This window comes from Pseudomonadales bacterium (genome assembly GCA_024234165.1).
Taxonomy (GTDB): Bacteria; Pseudomonadota; Gammaproteobacteria; order Pseudomonadales; family UBA5518; genus UBA5518.
Genome location: JACKOP010000003.1, coordinates 566,214 through 584,731 on the forward strand (window position 1 = coordinate 566,214; position 18,518 = coordinate 584,731).

Below are 18,518 nucleotides of genomic sequence, written 5' to 3' on the forward strand. Positions count from 1 at the left end.
CCCACCGGACGGCTCCTGGTCTCAGCGCTCCGGGCTGACGTGCTGGCGACCTTGCACCTTGCCCTTGTGCTTGTCGAGTTGGCGATCGAGCTTGTCCGACAGGGCGTCGATCGCTGCGTACATGTCGTCGGCTTCCGCAGTGGCGACCAGTTCGCCACCCGCCATGCGGATCGTGGCGTCGATCCGGTGGCACAGCTTTTCGACGTTCAGGACCACGTCGGCATGAGTGATCCTCGCTTCACGCTTTTCCAGGCGACCCAGCTTGCTGACGACATAGTCGCGCAGCGGTGCCGTGACTTCGACATGGTGGCCACTGACGTTGATCTGCATGATGGACTCCTCTGCGGATGGGTGCCGGCTCTGCGGCATGCGGTACTGACGAGGTGAGGCGGGTCGTGCCGTCACACCAGCTGTTTCCTTTCGTTCGACGGAGGTATCGACAGTGCTTCGCGGTACTTGGCGATGGTGCGGCGAGCGACGTTGATGCCCTGCTCCTCCAGTATCGTTGCGATCTTGCTGTCACTCAGCGGCTTGCCCGGATTCTCGGCCGCAACCAGTTTCTTGATGATAGCCCGGATCGCGACCGACGAGCATTCCCCGCCGCTGGTGGTGCTGACGTGACTCGAAAAGAAGTGCTTCAGCTCGAAGATGCCCCGCGGCGTATGCATGTATTTCTGCGTGGTGACGCGTGAAATGGTCGACTCGTGCATGTTCACCGTCGTTGCCACGTCGTGGAGGATCATCGGGCGCATCGCTTCGGGACCGTGTTCGAGGAAACCCTGCTGGCGCTCGACGATGCAGGTTGCAACCTTGAGCAGTGTTTCGTTGCGACTCTGCAGGCTCCTGAGAAACCATCTGGCCTCCTGCAGGTTGTCGCGCAGGAACAGGTTGTCCGCCGAGCTGTCGGCGCGGCGGATCAGCGACGCATAGTGGTTGTTGATGCGCAGGCGCGGTGCGATCTCCGGGTTCAGTTCGACCGTCCAGCGGCCGTTGCGCTTGCTGACCAGGACGTCCGGCACCACATACTCCGGCTCCGTGCCCGCGAGCGCGCTGCCCGGGCGCGGGTTGAGCTGCAGGATGTGGCGGATCGCTGCCTTCAGCTCGGACTCACCGACACGCAGGCGGCGCATCAGCGTCGCGTAGTCGCGTACCGCGAGGAGCTGGATATGGCGGTCGATGATCGTGCGTGCCAGGCGTATGGCCGGATCGTCGTTGCATTGTGCGAGTTGCAGCAGCAGGCATTCGCGCAGGTCGCGTGCGCCCACGCCGGGAGGATCGAAGTGCTGGATCCGTCGCAGTACGGCCATCACTTCGTCCACTTCCACCGGTTCCGGCGCATCGATCGTCTCGGCGATCTCCTCGATGCTCGCGGTGAGCATGCCATCGCTGTCGATCGCGTCGATCAGCGCGGTCGCGATCGTGCGATCGGTGTCGGACATCGGCGTGAGGTTCAGTTGCCACAGCAGATGATCGCCGAGTGTGGTCGTGGCTGCGGTGTACGATTCGAAATCGGCGTTTTCGTCGCCCGCGCCGCTTGCTGCCGGCCCCGAAGTCTCGTAGATGTCCTCCCAGTTGGTGTCGACCGCAAGGTCGGTGGGGATCGTCTCGGTGGTCACGCTGTCGGCCACCTCGGTTTCCGTTGTGTCGACTGCAGAGGCGCCCTCGGGGTCGGGGTCGGATTCCGTCGCGGGCTGTGCGGGCAGTCCGGATTCGATGTCTTCGGATGCGCCCGACTCGATCAGCTCCAGCAGCGGGTTGCTGTCCAGGGCCTCCTGAATCTCCTGCTGCAACTCCAGCGTCGAGAGCTGCAGAAGGCGGATTGCCTGCTGCAGCTGCGGAGTCATGGTCAGGTGCTGACCCAGTTTTAGCTGCAGCGACTGCTTCATGGACGATATGCTGTGACCTGACAGGGGCGGGTTCACCACCCGACTGAAAACGAACGCCGAATTGAGTGTAGACGGCGTGTCGAGGCCATGCAATGTACGCGCCAGCGGGTTGCTTCAGAGCTGGAACTGGTGGCCGAGATAGACTTCCCGTACCTTTTCGTGAGCCAGGATCGTCGCGGCGTCACCCTCAGCGATGATGTGCCCCTCGCCGACGATGCAGGCGCGCTCGCAAATGTCGAGCGTTTCGCGCACGTTGTGGTCGGTGATCAGGATGCCGATCCCGCGTTGCTGCAGATGCCGAACTATGTCCTTGATATCCTTGATGGAAATCGGATCGACACCGGCGAACGGTTCGTCCAGCAGGATGAACGACGGTTCGCTGGCGAGCGCCCGTGCGATCTCGACGCGCCGGCGTTCACCGCCCGAAAGCGCCATGCCGCGCACGTCGCGCAGGTGAGTGAGGTTGAACTCCTGCAGCAGTTCCTCGAGCCTTTCCTGTTGCCGTGCACGGCTCAGGGCGCTGCGCGTCTGCAGGATCGCAAGGATGTTCTCGGCTGCCGTGAGGCGGCGGAACACCGAAGCCTCCTGCGGCAGATAGCCGATCCCCTTGCGGGCGCGACCGTGCATCGGCAATCGCGTGATGTCTTCGCCTCCGAGCAGGATGCGACCGCGGTCGGCCGGAACGATGCCGAGGATCATATAGAAGCAGGTGGTCTTGCCCGAGCCGTTGGGGCCGAGCAGGCCGACGATCTCGCCGCTCTGCACGGCGATCGAGACGTCGCGGATCACCTTGCGCCCGCGATAGGCCTTGGCGAGGCCAAGCGCCTCAAGGCGCGTCATTGCCATCCTCCGTTTCGGCTGGAGGTGGTGGTGTGTCCGGGCTGGCAGGCGTTGCAGGCTGTTGTGTCTGCGCGTGCCGCGGCTGGATCACCATCTGTACGCGCGATGATCCGGAGCGCGCGGACCCGGCGCTCGCCTTCACGCGCTGCTCCTGCATGAAGTACTCGATCCGCTCGCCGTTGACCGTCGAGCCCTCCTGCGTGATCGATGCCTGGCCGGTGAGGATCAGCACCTCGCGCTGCACGTCGTACTGCAGCGTGCGTGCGCGTGCGTCCACGGGCTCCCGGTCTGGCGCCGGCTTCTGCTGCATCCTGACCGGGTTGCCGTCGGCGTCGATACGGTTCACCTGGGTGCCGTCCATCGCGATCGTGACCCGGTTCGCCGCGATATGCAGGCTGCCTTGGTTGATCTCGACGTCACCGGTGTATACGGTCGTGCCCTTGCGCTCGTCGCGTTCAGCCCGATCCGACTGGATGTAGATCGGCTGGTTGCGGTCAGCGGGCAGGCTCAGCGCAGAGCTTGCGCCGAGCGTGCAGCACACGGCCATCACGGCTGCGGCAAGGCGGCGCAAGGCGTGTCGGGCGTCCATCACAGGTATTCCTTCAACTATGTGGTCGGCGTCTTGGCGCCCACTGAGGTTCATCATATACGGTCAGCGCGCGGCCGCGTCGATCGCCGGCTCCAGGTAGGTCTGCACGACCTGCTGCCATTGACCGCGCTTGCGCAGCAGCATCTCGCAGGCCTCGCGTACGGCTCCTTCGCCGCCGCGGGCCGAGCTCTGCCACGTTGCACGGCACGCGACCTCGCTGCTCGCGTTGGCCACTGTCATGCCCAGACCCACCGCCATGATCGCTGCAAGGTCAGGCAGGTCGTCACCCATGTAGGCGGTCTCGGCCAGCGTGAATCCTGTCTGCGCGAGCAGTTCGCGAAGTGCCTGCAGCTTGTCCTCGCGCCCCTGCATGCAGTGGTCTATGCCGAGTTCACGCATGCGTCGTTCGATTGCCCGCGAATGCCGCGCGGTAATGATCGCCACCTGGATTCCGCTGCGACGCAGCAGCTTGATGCCGAGTCCGTCGAGGATCGAAAAGCTCTTCATTTCCTCGCTGTTGCCGATGTAGTGGATCCGTCCGTCCGTGAGCACGCCGTCGACGTCGAGTGCGAGCAGGCGGATCCTGCGAGCGATCGTTGCGAGGTCCTGCATCATGGGTGTGTGCTCCGCTGGCTGGTGCAGACTCATCAGGCGATGCCGGCACGCAGCAGGTCATGAAGATGGATCACGCCGGTGGGTCGGTACTCGTCGTCGACGACGACCAGTGAGGTGATCTTGCCTTCTTCGAGCATATGCAGAGCCTGCGCAGCCAGCGCGTTGCCGGTCACGGTCTTGCAGCGTGTGGTCATGAAGTCCGCGATCGGCGTGACGTGGAAGTCGATCCCGCGATCGATTGCGCGCCGCAAGTCGCCATCGGTGAATACGCCAAGCAACCGGCCGGCGTCGTCGGTGATCGTTGTCATGCCGAAGCCCTTGGCGGTCATCTCCAGCAGTGCCTCGCGGATCCGCGTTGCAGGGGGCACACGCGGGACTTCGCGCCCCTGGTGCATGATGTCGTCTACACGCAGCAGCAGTTTGCGCCCGAGCATCCCGCCCGGATGGGAGAACGCGAAGTCCTCGGCCGAAAAGCCACGAGCCTCGAGCAGCGCGATCGCCAGGGCATCGCCCATCACCAGGGCCACGGTGGTGCTGGAGGTCGGTGCGAGCCCCAGTGGGCAGGCCTCGACGGCCACGCCTGCATCCAGAGCGACATCGGCGAAGCGCGCCAGCGACGAGTCCGGCTTGCCGGTCATCGCGATCAGGTGTGCGCCCATGCGCTTGATCAGCGGTACGATCGCCAGCACTTCCGGGGTGGCGCCCGAGTTCGACAGCGCCAGCACCACGTCGCGGCCGGTGATCATTCCGATGTCGCCGTGGCTCGCTTCCGCCGGATGTACATAGAACGCCGGGGTGCCCGTGCTGGCCAGCGTCGCCGCGATCTTGTGGCCGATGTGTCCCGACTTGCCCATGCCGGTCACGACCACCCGTCCGTCGCAGGCCAGGATGATCTCGCAGGCGCGTTCGAAGCTGACGTCGAGGCGCTCGTGCAGTTGCTGCACGGCCTCGATTTCCAGTGCCACCGTGCGCTGGGCAGACGCGAGAAAGCGTTCGCGCGGTGCGGGAGCGCTCATCGCAGCCCCCTGCTGTTGTGGCGAGCGGCACGCTGCGGGAGGTCGAAATGGCGGTCGCCAGGGGCCGCCCCCGGGCGGATGCGAATGGCGGTGAAAGTCACGGAAGCAGCTGTTCACTCGATTTCTGCGGGGCGCGTATCATAGCCGGTTTCCGGAATAGATGCCGTGCCGATCGACACCCGCGCCGGGCGCGGGTGCTCATCCGGGCGGTGCGGCAGGCACAGATGGAGTCGAACAGCATGACGGCAGAAGAGATCAGGAACCTGGTGATGGCGGGGCTGCCCGGAGCAGAAGTCGCCGTGGGCGGCGATGGTTATCACGTCGATCTGACGGTCATCAGCGATGTCTTCGACGGCCTGTCGCGGCTGAAGCGCCAGCAGGCGGTCTACGCGACACTCGACGCGGCGATCCGTTCCGGGGCGCTGCACGCGGTCAACATCCACGCGTCGACCGTTGCAGAAAGCCGCGCCAGCGGCCGCGACTGAATACCGGCGCAGGCGATGGACAAGCTCGCAATCTGCGGCGGCGTGCCTCTGGCGGGAGAGATCCGCATTTCGGGCGCGAAGAACGCCGCGCTGCCGATACTGGCCGCCTCGCTGCTCAGTGCCGAGGCGCTGCGTGTGCGCAATGTGCCCCATCTGCACGACATCACGACGATGATCGAGCTGCTCGGCAGCATGGGGGTCGATGTCCTGATCGACGAACGCATGGGTGTCGAGGCGTGTGCCGCTGCGGTGCACAGTCACGTTGCTCCGTACGAGCTCGTGCGCACCATGCGTGCGTCGATACTCGTGCTCGGCCCGATGCTGGCACGCTTCGGCCGGGCGCGGGTCTCGTTTCCCGGTGGTTGCGCGATCGGCAGTCGGCCCATCGATCTGCATCTGCGCGGCCTGCAGGCGATGGGAGCCGAGATCGACATCGACGGCGGCTACATCAATGCACGGGTGACGGGTCGTCTGCGGGGCGCACATATCCTGTTCGACAAGATCACGGTGGGTGGGACCGAAAACCTGCTGATGGCGGCAACGCTGGCCGAAGGGCGCACCATCCTCGAGAACGCTGCACGTGAACCCGAGATCAGTGATCTTGCGCACTGCCTGCAGCGCATGGGTGCACGCATCGACGGAGTAGGAAGCGACACGCTGGTGATCGACGGGGTGGAGCGGTTGCACGGTTGCGAATACGTGGTCATGCCGGATCGGATCGAGACCGGAACCTTCCTCGTCGCAGCGGCAGCGACACGCGGGCGTGTGAAGTTGCGCGGCACGCGTGCAGAGATTCTGGAGGCGGTACTGGCAAAACTCGCCGAGGCGGGAGCGCATATCGAGCACGGGGACGGGTGGATCACGCTCGACATGCAGGGCCGGCGGCCGCGGGCAGTCAGCATCCGTACCGCACCCTATCCGGGTTTTCCTACTGATATGCAGGCACAGTTCACGGCGATGAACGCGATCGCCGAGGGTACATCGACGATGACCGAGACGATCTTCGAGAATCGCCTGATCCAGGTGCATGAGATGAACCGCATGGGAGCGCACATCACGGTCGAGGGCCATACGGCGATCGTCGAGGGCGTCGCGGAGTTGCGCGGAGCGCCGGTGATGGCTTCCGATCTGCGTGCGTCGGCAAGCCTCGTGATTGCCGGACTCGTCGCGCGGGGCGAGACCGTGATCGATCGTATCTACCACATCGACCGTGGCTACGAATGCATCGAGGAGAAGTTGCAGATGCTGGGTGCGCACATCCGCCGGGTGGCGTCGTGAGCGACGCGCGGCCGTTGACGCTGGCGCTGACGCGCGGGCGTATCCTCAAGGAGTGTTTGCCACTGCTCGCGGCGGCGGGAGTCGTTCCCGAGGAAGATCCGGGCTCGAGCCGCAAGCTGGTGATCGGCACCAACCGGGCGGATGTGCGTCTGCTGGTCTTGCGTGGTTCCGATGTGACGGTCTATGTGCGCCATGGCGCGGCCGATGCCGGCGTGGTCGGCCGTGACATGCTGCTCGAGTCCGGCAGCGAAGGGCTGTACGAACCGCTCGATCTCGGCATCGCTCGCTGTCGCCTGATGACGGCAGGCATGGTGGACTGTGCGCCGGTTGGTGCACGAGTGCGAGTCGCAACCAAGTTCGTGAATGTCGCGCGGCGCTTCTATTCGGCGCGTGGCGTACAGGCCGACATCGTCAAGCTCTACGGTGCGATGGAGCTTGCGCCGGTGCTCGGCCTCGCCGAGCGGATCGTCGACATCGTCGACACCGGCAACACGCTGCGCGCAAACGGGCTGGAACCGCTGGAGACGATTGCCGAGGTCAGTTCGCGGCTGGTCGTGAACAAGGCGGCGATGAAGCTGCGTCCGCGCTTGCTCGGTGAACTGGTCGAAGGGATCGCGGCGGCCGTGGTCCGTCGCGATATGCAGGCAGGGGGAGCGGGGCAGTGATTCGCCGGATCGACGCCACGGCGGACGGTTTCGACGCCGTACTGGGTGAGTTGCTCGCGGTTGCGACGGCGCGTGATCCGGGGCTCGCGGCGCGCGTGGCAGCGATCATCGGCGCCGTGCGCGAACGAGGCGACGCCGCACTGCTCGAGTACACCAACCGCTTCGACGCGCGCGCGCTGGACAGCGGTGCGCAATTGCGGATCGAAGCCGACGCCTGTGAGGCTGCGCTGCGGCGCATGGCCGAGCCGGTACGCGCTGCACTGCAGCAGGCTGCGGCCCGCATCGCGGAGTACCACCGGCGCCAGTTGCAGGATCCGTGGCAGTACCACGACGCCGACGGCAACCTGCTCGGGCAGCGCATCACCGCGCTCGGGCGGGTCGGCATCTATGTTCCGGGCGGCAAGGCGAGCTATCCGTCGACGGTGTTGATGAACGCGATCCCGGCACGTGTTGCCGGCGTCGACGAGGTCGTGATGGCGGTGCCTGCGCCGCACGGTGAGCTGAGCGATGTCGTGTTGGCTGCAGCCGCAGTCGCTGGCGTCGACCGTGTGTTCACGATCGGCGGTGCACAGGCGGTTGCGGCGCTTGCGCTGGGGACGGCTACCGTGGCGCGTGTGGACAAGATCGTCGGCCCCGGCAACGTGTATGTCGCCGAAGCGAAGCGGCAACTGTTCGGTGAAGTCGGTATCGACATGATCGCAGGGCCGTCGGAGATCGTGGTGATCTGCGATGGTGAAACCGATGCAGAGTGGATCGCCTTCGATCTGTTCTCGCAGGCCGAGCACGACGAGGATGCCCAGGCAATCCTGATCAGTCCGGATGCGGCTTTCCTCGACCGCGTCGCGCAGGCGATCGAGCGCCTGCTGCCGTCGATGGAGCGCTCGGCGATCATCACGGCATCGCTCGGCCGTCGTGGCGCACTCATTCACGTGCGCGACCTCGCGCATGCCGCGGAGGTATCGAATCGCATCGCGCCGGAACACCTCGAGCTCTCGGTCGCAGACCCGCAGGCGCTGCTGGATTCGATCCGCCACGCCGGTGCGATCTTCCTCGGCCGCTTCACATCCGAGGCGATAGGCGACTACTGCGCGGGGCCCAGTCACGTACTGCCGACCTCTGGCAGCGCGCGTTTCGCGTCTCCGCTCGGCGTGCACGACTTCCAGAAGCGCAGTTCGCTGATCGGTTGCTCGATGGCGGGGGCGCGACGTCTTGGCGAGGTTGCACGGGTGCTCGCGCAGGCAGAATCCCTGCACGCGCACGCATTGTCTGCGGCAGCGCGTCTTGGCGACGGGGAAGACGCATGACCAGGCGCAGCGTGCCGGACTGGGTCGCCGAGCTGGTACGTGCCGATGTGCGCGCTACCGCCGGCTATCACGTCGCCGATGCCGGCGGGCTCGTGAAGCTCGACGCGATGGAGAATCCGTTTGCATTGCCGCCTGGGCTGCGCGCGGATCTCGCACAGCGTCTGGCAGCAGTCGAGCTGAACCGCTACCCGGATCCGCAGGCGCAGGCATTGACCCGGCGACTGCAGCAGACTTTCGGCGTGGATCCGCGCTGGCGCATCGTGCTCGGCAATGGTTCGGACGAGATCATCCAGATCCTGATCGCGGCGCTTGCCACGTCCGGGCACGGGGTGCTGGCACCGGCACCGACCTTCGTGATGTTCCGACTGATCGCCCAGTGGCTGCGCGTGCCGTTCCACGAGGTGCCGCTCGCAGCAGACTTCTCTCTCGATATGCCCGCGATGCTCGAGGCGGTACGCGTCCACCGGCCGCGGGTGGTGTTTCTCGCCTGTCCGAACAACCCGACCGGGAATATTTTTGCGCACGACGCCGTGTGTACGCTGATCGAGTCCTGCGGGGCGCTGGTGGTGATCGACGAGGCCTACCTGCCGTTCGCCTCGCGTGATCATGCCGATCTGCTCGTGCGCTATCCGAACGTGGTGGTGATGCGCACGCTGTCGAAGCTGGGGCTGGCCGGGCTGCGGCTCGGCATGCTGTTCGGCGACCCGGCATGGATCGACGAACTCGACAAGCTGCGGTTGCCGTACAACATCGGTACGCTGAACCAGGTTGCGGCAGCGGTGGTGCTCGACCACTACGAGGTACTGCGCGAACAGACCGCGATGCTGGTCGGCGAACGTTCCCGCCTGTTCGCCGTGCTCGCGAGCGATCCGCGGCTCGAAGTCTGGCCGAGCGAGGCGAACTTCCTGCTGATCAGGCTGCGCGCTGCGGACGCGCGGGCGACGCACGAACGCATGCGTAGGCGCGGCGTGCTCGTGAAGTGTCTGGACGGTTCGCACCCGCTGCTCGCAGGGTGTCTGCGCGTGACCATCGGCAGCGCCGAGGAGAACGCCCGCATGACGCAGGCGCTGCGCGCCGCGCTCGAGGACTAGTGGACGGGCCGTTGCCCGAGCTTGCCGCGGAGCTCCTGCGTCGAGCCGTTGCGCCACACCGTCAGCGTGAACGCGTCACCCGGTGCCATCAGCAGGATGCGATACATGGCGTTTCGCCCCTGGCTGGTCGGTGTTCCGTTCAGTGCAAGCAGGATGTCCCCCGGCTGCAAGCCGGCCGCCTGGGCCGGGCTGCCCGGTTCGACGTCGCTCACGACCATCCCGGTCAGTCCGCCCTGGTCGGTGCCGTTGATCCGCGCCGGTAGTGGTTGTACCTCGACACCGAGCCATCCGCGTACCACCTGGCCGTGGTCGACGATGTCGCGCAGCGCCTTGATTGCGTAGTCGGCCGGGATGGCGAGGCCGATGCCCTGCGAGCCGCCGCTGCGCGAGTAGATCGCGGTATTGATGCCGAGCAGGTTGCCGTGGGCGTCGAGCAGTGCACCGCCCGAGTTGCCGGGATTGATTGCTGCATCGGTCTGGATGTAGTTCTCGTAGGTGTTGAGCTGCAGGCCGTAGCGCCCGGTGGCGCTGATGATGCCCTGCGAGACGCTTTGGCCGAAACCGTAGGGATTGCCGATCGCGAGCACGACATCGCCGACCTCGGCCGTATCGACGTCGCCGACGGTGATCGGCTGCAGATCGGGCAGGTCGATGTCGAGCACCGCAAGATCGGTGTCGGGGTCGCTGCCTATCAGGCGCGCCATCGTCTCGCGCCCGTCGGCGAGCAGGACCAGGATTTCGCTGGCGCCACGGATGACGTGATTGTTGGTCAGGATGTAGCCGTCGGCGGTCATGATCACGCCGGAGCCCAGGCTGCGCTGGATGCGTTCACGCAACAGTCGGCCCTGAAAGAATGGCATGGCCAGAGGGTCACGTACGACCGTACGGGTATAGATGTTGACCACTGCCGGTGTGGCGCGCCGCACGGCGTCGGCGTACGAGACGGGTGCGGCCGGGGTCGCCAGCGCCGGGCTACGTTTGGCGAGATCACGATAATGCAGCGTCTGGATGATCAGCAGCGCAGCCATCAGGCCGACGGCAACCGGCCAGCCCATGCCCTGCAGGCCTTTCGACACGACGCGTTTCGCCCTGCCTGACGGGCGCTGCTCAGGCTCCACCGCGAGGGCGGTCCAGACCGTATTCCTCGTTCAGGATTCCGGGGGCATCCGGTGAGCTGCGCGGTGCGTAGTCGAGCGGCGGGTTCACGGCGGTGGCCGTGTCGGACGGGGCAGCGCTTGCATGGGGTGCTGCGCCGAGGCTGGTCAGCAAGGGCGCGGTATCCGCCGCGCTGACGTCGCAGAGTTCGATGGCTCCACCAGAGAGGTGCTGATGCAATTCGCGGTAGTTCTCCGTCAGGCGGTTGACCCGTTCGGCGGTACCCCGGAAATGTTCGGTGACCTGGTTGCGGTAGTCGTGCAGTGCCATTTCACTCTCGTGCAGGCGGCGTTCCAGCTCGCGCTGATGCTGCTCCGACGGGTCGAAGGCGCGCCGCAGCAGCCAGCCAGCGATGGCACCTGCCAGCAGGCAGGAGAGCGCGGTGATCCAGAAAACGACAGAACTGTACAACGGTATGCTCCCGATGCGGTGCTGCTGGTGGTGTCGCCGAGTATAGCGACTATGCCGGACTGCAGGTAGGCGCAGCCCGGCCGCGCTCGGGTTGCGATCACGTCAGCGCACCGATAAATTGCGCACCGCCTCGAGGCCGGTGATCGCGTCGCAAGGGAGGGATATGGGCCCGGTCGATCGTTATCATGCCGAACTGCAACGACCAGGATTCGTGCACGATCCTGCCCAGGAGCGTGCGGTGCACGAGTTGCAGCGCGTCCACGACGAACTCCTTGCCGCAGACGAGGGCGGTGTGGTGCAGCGCCTCGCCGTGCGCCTGGGGCGGGCGAAGCGCCAGCCGGTGACCGGCCTCTATATGTGGGGCGGCGTGGGGCGGGGCAAGACGCACCTGATGGACCTGTTCTTCGAGAGCATTCCGTTCAAGGAGCGGTTGCGCACGCATTTCCACCGATTCATGCAGCGTGTGCATCGCGAGCTGCGTGACTGTGCCGGCGAGAAGGATCCGTTGCGTCTGGTCGGGGCGCGTATTGCGCGCGAGGCGCGGTTGCTGTGCTTCGATGAATTCTTCGTCGCCGACATTACCGACGCGATGCTGCTCGCCGGGCTGTTCGAGGAGCTGTTCGCACGTGGCGTGACGCTGGTCGCCACGTCCAACGTGGCTCCTGACGATCTGTACCGCGACGGACTGCAGCGTGCCCGTTTCCTGCCGGCGATCGAGATGATCAAGCGCCACACGCGGGTGATCGACGTCGACGGTGGCATCGATCACCGGCTGCGTGTGCTCGAGCAGGCCGAGCTGTACCACAGCCCGCTCGACGATGCTGCCGAAGCAAATCTGATGCGCTGCTTTGCCAGCCTGGCGCCGGAGACTCCGGTTGCGGAGTGTGTGCTCGAAGTCGAGGGGCGCCCGATACGTGCGCGCTACTGTGCCGATGACGTGGTCTGGTTCGACTTCGACGATGTGTGTGACGGACCGCGCAGCCAGAACGACTATATCGAGCTGGCTCGTGAATACCATGCCGTGCTGATCGGTGGTGTTCCGGTGTTCACTGCCGAGACGGACGATCAGGCGCGGCGTTTCATCAACCTCGTCGACGAGTTCTACGATCGCAACGTGAAGCTGGTGCTGGCGGGCGCGGCGCCGCTTGCCGAGCTCTACGCCGGCGGCAGGCTGGCGTTCGAGTTCCGGCGCACCGTGAGCCGTCTGATGGAAATGCAGTCTCACGAGTACCTGGCGCGCGCGCACCGTGCGTGAAAATTCCCGCCATCGAACTTGTGGCAGCAAAAGCCCGTGGTGTAAGATTCGGCCCCTTTTCCGGGCACCTTACCCGTCGAGGTTTGAAATGAAGACATATTCCGCCAAACCCGGCAGCGTCGAACAGTCGTGGTACGTCGTCGACGCCAGCGGCAAGACGCTGGGTCGCATGGCCAGTGCGATCGCCTCGCGGCTGCGCGGCAAGCACAAGCCCGAGTTCACACCGCACACGGACACGGGTGACTACATCGTCGTCGTCAATGCCGGAAAGGTGCGTGTGACCGGTGACAAGGCGAAATCGAAGATCTATCACCACCATACCGGCCATCCCGGCGGGCTGAAGTCGATAAGCTTCGAGAAGCTGATCGAGAAGGCGCCGGAGCAGGCGATCGAACTGGCGGTACGCGGCATGCTGCCGAAGAATCCGCTGGGTCGCGCGATGGCGCGCAAACTGAAGGTCTACGCCGGCGGCGACCATCCGCACGCCGCGCAGCAACCGCAAGCACTGGAGCTCTGACTGGGACGCACACATGGCAGCCACGCAGTATTACGGAACCGGACGACGCAAGACCGCCACTGCCCGGGTGTTCCTCCGGCAGGGACGCGGCAGCATCTCGATCAATGACCGCCCGCTGGAACAGTACTTCGGGCGTGAGGTTGCGCGCATGATCGTGCGCCAGCCGCTCGAGCTGCTCGGGTTGGGCGAGAAGTTCGATGTGCAGGTGTCGGTCGCTGGCGGTGGCAGCTTCGGTCAGGCCGGCGCGATCCGCCATGGCATCACGCGTGCGCTGATCGAATACGACGAAACATTGAAGCCGACGTTGCGCCAGCAGGGCTACGTGACCCGCGATGCGCGCGAGGTCGAACGCAAGAAGGTCGGGTTGCGCAAGGCACGCAAGCGCCCTCAGTACTCGAAGCGCTGATCGACCTTCTGTCTGCTGTCAGGCCCATTTGGACATGCCGCCACATTGGGCCGGTCAGCGATGTTCCCTGCAGGTTGAACCCGGGCAGGATGATCCGAGGGTATATCGCCTGCAAGCAGGCCTGAGGGCGGCGATGGCATAGCGCACGTGCAGAACCACGACACCACGACCGCGCCTTGGGACGCTGTCGAGGCATGAGCCATCGATGAGACCGTCCTATCTCCGGATCCCGGCCCTGGAAGTGCTGCGCGGCTACCGCACCAGCGATGCCCGCGGCGACCTGCTCGCCGGCCTCTCGGTCGCTGCGGTTGCAGTACCCCAGGCCATGGCCTACGCGATGGTCGTCGGGCTGCCGCCCGAGGTGGGGCTGTGTACCGCGATCATCATGACAGCCGTCGGCGCAGTCTTCGACTCGTCGCGACAACTGATCAACGGTCCGACCAACGCCATCTCGATCGCGCTGCTGAGCGCGGTCGGTGCCATCGTCGACCCCGGAGAGCGCCTGCAGGCCGTGGTGCTGATGGCGTTCATGATCGGCAGCATCCAGCTGGGCATCAGCCTGCTGCGACTCGGTGATCTGACACGCTATATTTCGCATTCGGTGATCGTGGGCTTTACCGCCGGCGCGAGTCTGTTGCTTGTCCTCGACCAACTGAAGAACCTGCTGGGCCAGCGCGCGGTCGGCGACGTTCATGACCACTTCCTGCTCCGGGTCTATCACTCGCTGGTCGCTGGCGGCGACGTGCACCAGCCTACGGTCTACATCGGTCTTGCGTCGATAACGCTGGTGGTCGCGCTGCGTTGGCTGAAGCGGCGCTGGTCCTGGGTGCTGCTGCCCGAATTCCTGCTGGTCGTGCTGGTCATGGCGGGGCTCAGCGCCTATTTCGACTTTGCCGCCATGGGAGTGAAGGTGGTTGGCACCATCCCGGCGACCCTGCCGCGACCCGAAATGCCCGTGCTCGATGTGGCTCTCATGGAAGAGCTCGCCACGCCGGCGCTCGCCATCGCGCTGCTCGGGCTGCTGGAGGCCATTTCCATGTCCAAGGCCATTGCTGCGGTCACCCGACAGAAGCTCGACCTCAACCAGCAATGCCTGTCCGAAGGCATGGCCAATATCGTCGGCTCGTTTTTTTCCTGCATGCCGGGCTCGGGGTCACTGACCCGCTCGGCCATCAACCAGCAGGCAGGGGCGCGTACCCAGTGGTCCGGGGTGATCTCTGCCATCGCAGTCGCTGTCGTCATGGTCGTGCTCGCACCCTACGCGGCCTTCATTCCGCGCCCGGCGCTGGCGGGGCTCCTGATCGTCACCGCCGCCGGCATGATCAATTTCCACGATCTGCGCTTCCACCTGCGAGTGACTCGCTACGATGCGATCATCGTGACGGTAACGGCCGTCACGGCCTTTGCCATTTCCATCGAGTTCTGCATCCTGATCGGGACGTTCCTTTCTTTCATGCTTGCCGTCCCGCGCGCGGGCAACATGCACATGACTGAGTTCATCCCGGCCGAGGACGGCATCGTTCACGAGCGGTTGCCGGAGGACGACGCCTGCCCGCGGATCCGGATTTACGGATTCGAAGGTGAATTCTTCTTTGCCGCTGGCACCAACATCGAGCGTCACATGGAGCGCATCGAGGAGCAGGTCGACGCCAACACGCAGGTAGTCGTGCTGCGCATGAAGCGGGCGCGCAACCCGGACGCCGTGGGCATGGCGCAACTCGAGGGACTGTGTGATCGCCTGTCGGCACGTGGCATCCGGGTGCTGCTCTGCGGAGTTCGGCCGCAGATGCACCAGGTGATGCAGCGTTGCGGCATCATCGGGAAAATCGGGACGGCGAGTATTTTTCTCGAACAGAATATCCGTCAGACCAGCACGATGCAGGCGATGCACCATGCCGCTACGCTGAGCCAAGGTGGCTGTGGCTCTTGTCCGCTGCAGGGAGAGCGGCCGGCTCCGCATGTCGGGCCGTCGCGGTGATGCCGGCCCGGCAGGACACGGAGGCAGCAAAGCCGCCACCCGCTCGTGGATCGGGCCGGGCCGGTGACGCTTGGGCACGGGGTGTCGCGATTGGGGCGACTGGTTTCGTCCGACGCATGCGGGTGCTTCGATCGGCGGTCGGAAGGTAGTCCGTATGCCCTGGTCATCTGCTGGATCATGGCGGGAGACCATTCTGGCCGACCATGGGAAGGCCGTTTCTTGTAACAACCCTGGTTTTTCTTTAGCATTCCGTCCGCAAAATTCACCGGACTACACGGTGTTGCATCCATCCAGGATCGGAGACTTCCCCTCGTGAGCAATCAAGGCGTTAACAAGAAGCGACGGCAGTTCCTGACCGCCGCCACTTCGGTGGTGGGTGCGGCAGGCGTCGTCGGTGTCGCGGTGCCGTTTGTGGCCTCCTGGAACCCGAGCGCGAAGGCGCGGGCGGCCGGCGCACCTGTGAAAGCCGATATCAGCAAGCTCGAACCCGGTCAGATGGTCGTCGTCGAGTGGCGTGGCAAGCCGGTCTACGTAGTCAGGCGCACGACGGAGTCGCTGGAATCGCTCAAGCAGCAGGCACTGATCGACCGACTGCGCGATCCCCAGTCGCAGGAGTCGGTGCAGCCAAAATACGTCGATCCGGTGCAGCGTTCGATCCGGCCCGAGTACCTGGTCCTGCTCGGCTTGTGCACGCACCTTGGATGCGCGCCGAAGTATCGTCCCGATGTGGGGGCAACCGATCTGGGCGGCGCGGACTGGCTGGGTGGGTTCTTCTGTCCGTGCCACGGGTCCAAGTTCGACCTCGCGGGACGTGTCTTCAAGGGCGTGCCCGCGCCCACCAACCTCGAAGTGCCGCCATACAGCTACGAGGGAGACAAGGTTCTGGTAATCGGCGTTGATCAGGAGACCGCATAATGAACTGGCTGATTGGTCTGCGGGACTGGGTCGATGCGCGTCTGCCGATCGTACGCGCGTGGGACACCCACATGGGCAAGTACTACGCGCCCAAGAACTTCAATTTCTGGTTTTTCTTCGGCGTGCTGTCGCTGCTGGTGCTGGTCAACCAGCTGCTGACGGGCGTCTGGCTGACGATGAGCTTCGAGCCCTCGGCCGAACGCGCGTTCGCATCGGTCGAATACATCATGCGCGACGTGGAATACGGCTGGCTGATCCGCTACATGCACTCCACAGGTGCTTCGGCGTTCTTCGCAGTCGTCTATCTGCACATGTTCCGCGGACTGCTCTACGGCTCGTACCGCAAGCCGCGCGAGCTGGTGTGGATCTTCGGCATGACGATCTACCTCGCGCTGATGGCGGAAGGCTTCCTCGGGTACGTGCTGCCCTGGGGCCAGATGTCGTACTGGGGCGCGCAGGTGATCATCTCGCTGTTCGGTGCGATTCCGTACTTCGGTGAGGACATCGTGCAGTGGATACGCGGTGACTACCTGATCTCCGGTATCACCCTGAACCGTTTCTTTGCACTGCATGTGGTCGCGGTGCCGATCATTCTGCTCGCACTGGTGTTGCTGCACATCCTGGCATTGCACGAGGTCGGTTCGAACAACCCCGATGGGGTCGAGATCAAGAAGAACAAGGACGCCAACGGTGTGCCGCTCGACGGCGTGGCGTTCCATCCGTATTACACCGTGCACGATCTGGTCGGGATCTCGGTGTTCCTGTTCGTGTTCTGCACCGTGTTGTTCTTCTTCCCCGAGATGGGCGGCTACTTCCTCGAACACGCGAACTTCGAACAGGCGGATTCACTGAAGACCCCCGCGCACATTGCACCGGTGTGGTACTACACGCCGTTCTATTCGATGCTGCGGGCAGTACCGGACAAGTTCGGCGGTTTCGTGGTGATGGCGGCAGCCATTGCGATCATGTTCGTGCTGCCGTGGCTCGATCGCAGCCCCGTGAAGTCGATTCGCTACAAGGGTGTGCTGAGCCGTGCGGCAATCGTGATCTTCGCGGCATCGTTCATCATCCTCGGCGTTCTTGGCGTGAAGCCGCCGACCCCTGCGCGCACTGCGCTGGCGCAGGTGTGCACCGTTCTCTATTTCGCCTTCTTCCTGCTGATGCCGTTCTATACGCGCATGGAGAAGACGCAGCCGGAGCCGGCGCGCGTCACGATGGACGGCGGCATCGGACCGGTGAAGTTCGTCGGGGCACTGGTGCTGGTCGGCCTGCTTGCGTTCCTGCCGCTGAAGGCGGTGGGCTCGGAAGCCGAACTTTCGTGCGGAACGATCCAGTGCGACTCGTTCCAGGCCGATCTGCACGACAAGGAGTCGCTGCAGCGCGGTGCGAAGTACTACATGAACTACTGCATGGGTTGCCATTCGCTGAAGCATGCGCGGTACGAACGCACCGCGCTCGATCTGGGCATACCGGTCGAACTCGCCGAGCAGTATCTGATCTTCGACAATACGAAGATCGGCGATCTGATGCAGAACGCGATGCCGGTGCCGCTGGCGAAGAAGTGGTTCGGTGCGCCACCACCCGATCTCACCCTGATCTCGCGTGCGCGTACACCGGAGTGGATTTATACGTACCTGCGCAATTTCTACCGTGACGATTCACCGGCCCGCCCATGGGGTGTCAACAACCGCGTGTTTGCGGACGTTGCGATGCCGCACGTGATGGCCGAGTTGCAGGGAGTACCGGAATGCGTGGCAGCAGGTGAGCACAAATGCGCCACGCTCGCGGTGGGGCAGGCCGGCAGCATGACCAATGCGGAGTTCGACGCAGTGGCGGCTGATCTGACCAATTTTCTCGCCTACGTTGCCGAGCCGATGGCGCTCGAACGCAAGCGACTCGGTGTCTATGCACTGCTGTTCGTGGTGGTCTTCGGCGTATTTGCCTACTTGCTGAATCGCGAGTACTGGAAAGACGTGCATTGATGAAGAGGGTGCGGGTCGCCCGGGCGGCTCGCACCAGGCCGATGACGGTGCATGCAGGTGTGCATGGTGCGATTGCCGTGCGGCTGACGACGCACTCGACAGTGATGTTGGCGAGTTCGGCCAGGAACTC

Annotated in this window: 19 protein-coding genes; 11 read left to right on the forward strand and 8 right to left on the reverse strand. The window is 64.7% G+C overall.

Annotated elements, in window-relative coordinates:
- Nucleotides 1-21: 21 nt before the first annotated feature.
- The 6 genes from raiA to H7A12_11905 all read right to left on the reverse strand — a co-directional run bounded on the left by raiA (nucleotide 22) and on the right by H7A12_11905 (nucleotide 4,946).
- On the reverse strand, nucleotides 22-330 hold the full coding sequence (gene raiA / locus H7A12_11880) for a ribosome-associated translation inhibitor RaiA (protein ID MCP5321501.1): 309 nt from the start codon (nucleotides 328-330) through the stop codon (nucleotides 22-24).
- Between the two features lie 71 nt (nucleotides 331-401).
- Nucleotides 402-1,886: an RNA polymerase factor sigma-54 gene (locus tag H7A12_11885; GenBank protein MCP5321502.1), complete on the reverse strand. Its 1,485-nt coding sequence runs from the start codon at nucleotides 1,884-1,886 to the stop codon at nucleotides 402-404.
- 114 nt (nucleotides 1,887-2,000) lie between these two features.
- Nucleotides 2,001-2,726, reverse strand: a complete 726-nt coding sequence (gene lptB, locus H7A12_11890; protein MCP5321503.1) for an LPS export ABC transporter ATP-binding protein — start codon at nucleotides 2,724-2,726, stop codon at nucleotides 2,001-2,003.
- The gene (gene lptA / locus H7A12_11895; GenBank protein ID MCP5321504.1) at nucleotides 2,713-3,315 is read right to left on the reverse strand and encodes a lipopolysaccharide transport periplasmic protein LptA; all 603 of its coding nucleotides are present in this window, start codon (nucleotides 3,313-3,315) and stop codon (nucleotides 2,713-2,715) included. Before lptA ends, lptB begins: the two co-directional genes overlap by 14 nt.
- 63 nt (nucleotides 3,316-3,378) lie before the next feature.
- Nucleotides 3,379-3,927 carry an HAD hydrolase family protein gene (locus tag H7A12_11900; protein MCP5321505.1) on the reverse strand — a complete coding sequence of 183 codons (549 nt, stop codon included), beginning with the start codon at nucleotides 3,925-3,927 and terminating at the stop codon, nucleotides 3,379-3,381.
- Nucleotides 3,928-3,962: 35 nt separating this feature from the next.
- Complete coding sequence (locus H7A12_11905; GenBank protein MCP5321506.1) at nucleotides 3,963-4,946, reverse strand: KpsF/GutQ family sugar-phosphate isomerase; 984 nt, start codon at nucleotides 4,944-4,946, stop codon at nucleotides 3,963-3,965.
- A 239-nt stretch (nucleotides 4,947-5,185) separates the two neighbouring features.
- Here H7A12_11905 and H7A12_11910 point away from each other — a divergent pair, with 239 nt between their 5' ends.
- Genes H7A12_11910 through H7A12_11930 form a run of 5 tightly spaced genes read left to right on the forward strand, consistent with a single transcriptional unit; the run spans nucleotide 5,186 to nucleotide 9,769 of the window.
- Nucleotides 5,186-5,431, forward strand: coding sequence for a BolA/IbaG family iron-sulfur metabolism protein (locus H7A12_11910; GenBank protein MCP5321507.1), 246 nt, complete (start codon nucleotides 5,186-5,188; stop codon nucleotides 5,429-5,431).
- A 15-nt stretch (nucleotides 5,432-5,446) separates the two neighbouring features.
- The gene (gene murA / locus H7A12_11915) at nucleotides 5,447-6,709 is read left to right on the forward strand and encodes a UDP-N-acetylglucosamine 1-carboxyvinyltransferase (protein MCP5321508.1); all 1,263 of its coding nucleotides are present in this window, start codon (nucleotides 5,447-5,449) and stop codon (nucleotides 6,707-6,709) included.
- Nucleotides 6,652-7,374, forward strand: coding sequence for an ATP phosphoribosyltransferase (locus H7A12_11920; protein MCP5321509.1), 723 nt, complete (start codon nucleotides 6,652-6,654; stop codon nucleotides 7,372-7,374). Before murA ends, H7A12_11920 begins: the two co-directional genes overlap by 58 nt.
- A complete protein-coding gene (gene hisD / locus H7A12_11925; GenBank protein ID MCP5321510.1) occupies nucleotides 7,371-8,678 on the forward strand; it encodes a histidinol dehydrogenase in 1,308 nt (435 codons plus the stop codon). Before H7A12_11920 ends, hisD begins: the two co-directional genes overlap by 4 nt.
- A complete protein-coding gene (locus H7A12_11930) occupies nucleotides 8,675-9,769 on the forward strand; it encodes a histidinol-phosphate transaminase (protein MCP5321511.1) in 1,095 nt (364 codons plus the stop codon). Before hisD ends, H7A12_11930 begins: the two co-directional genes overlap by 4 nt.
- On the opposite strand, the gene H7A12_11935 is transcribed toward H7A12_11930, so the two are convergent.
- Nucleotides 9,766-10,845: a trypsin-like peptidase domain-containing protein gene (locus H7A12_11935; GenBank protein ID MCP5321512.1), complete on the reverse strand. Its 1,080-nt coding sequence runs from the start codon at nucleotides 10,843-10,845 to the stop codon at nucleotides 9,766-9,768. The two genes, H7A12_11930 and H7A12_11935, sit on opposite strands and share 4 nt — an antisense overlap.
- A 31-nt stretch (nucleotides 10,846-10,876) precedes the next feature.
- Nucleotides 10,877-11,335 carry a YhcB family protein gene (locus H7A12_11940; GenBank protein MCP5321513.1) on the reverse strand — a complete coding sequence of 153 codons (459 nt, stop codon included), beginning with the start codon at nucleotides 11,333-11,335 and terminating at the stop codon, nucleotides 10,877-10,879.
- 163 nt (nucleotides 11,336-11,498) lie between these two features.
- Here H7A12_11940 and H7A12_11945 point away from each other — a divergent pair, with 163 nt between their 5' ends.
- The 6 genes from H7A12_11945 to H7A12_11970 all read left to right on the forward strand — a co-directional run bounded on the left by H7A12_11945 (nucleotide 11,499) and on the right by H7A12_11970 (nucleotide 18,388).
- On the forward strand, nucleotides 11,499-12,590 hold the full coding sequence (locus H7A12_11945; protein MCP5321514.1) for a cell division protein ZapE: 1,092 nt from the start codon (nucleotides 11,499-11,501) through the stop codon (nucleotides 12,588-12,590).
- Between the two features lie 88 nt (nucleotides 12,591-12,678).
- Nucleotides 12,679-13,107, forward strand: coding sequence for a 50S ribosomal protein L13 (rplM, locus tag H7A12_11950; protein ID MCP5321515.1), 429 nt, complete (start codon nucleotides 12,679-12,681; stop codon nucleotides 13,105-13,107).
- Between the two features lie 13 nt (nucleotides 13,108-13,120).
- Nucleotides 13,121-13,513, forward strand: a complete 393-nt coding sequence (rpsI, locus tag H7A12_11955) for a 30S ribosomal protein S9 (protein MCP5321516.1) — start codon at nucleotides 13,121-13,123, stop codon at nucleotides 13,511-13,513.
- Between the two features lie 205 nt (nucleotides 13,514-13,718).
- Complete coding sequence (locus H7A12_11960; GenBank protein ID MCP5321517.1) at nucleotides 13,719-15,491, forward strand: SulP family inorganic anion transporter; 1,773 nt, start codon at nucleotides 13,719-13,721, stop codon at nucleotides 15,489-15,491.
- 312 nt (nucleotides 15,492-15,803) lie between these two features.
- Nucleotides 15,804-16,406 (forward strand): ubiquinol-cytochrome c reductase iron-sulfur subunit, encoded by a 603-nt coding sequence (petA, locus tag H7A12_11965; GenBank protein ID MCP5321518.1) that lies wholly within the window; start codon nucleotides 15,804-15,806, stop codon nucleotides 16,404-16,406.
- Nucleotides 16,403-18,388 carry a ubiquinol-cytochrome c reductase gene (locus H7A12_11970; protein MCP5321519.1) on the forward strand — a complete coding sequence of 662 codons (1,986 nt, stop codon included), beginning with the start codon at nucleotides 16,403-16,405 and terminating at the stop codon, nucleotides 18,386-18,388. The genes petA and H7A12_11970 overlap by 4 nt, the downstream gene beginning before the upstream one ends.
- Nucleotides 18,389-18,518: the final 130 nt, after the last annotated feature.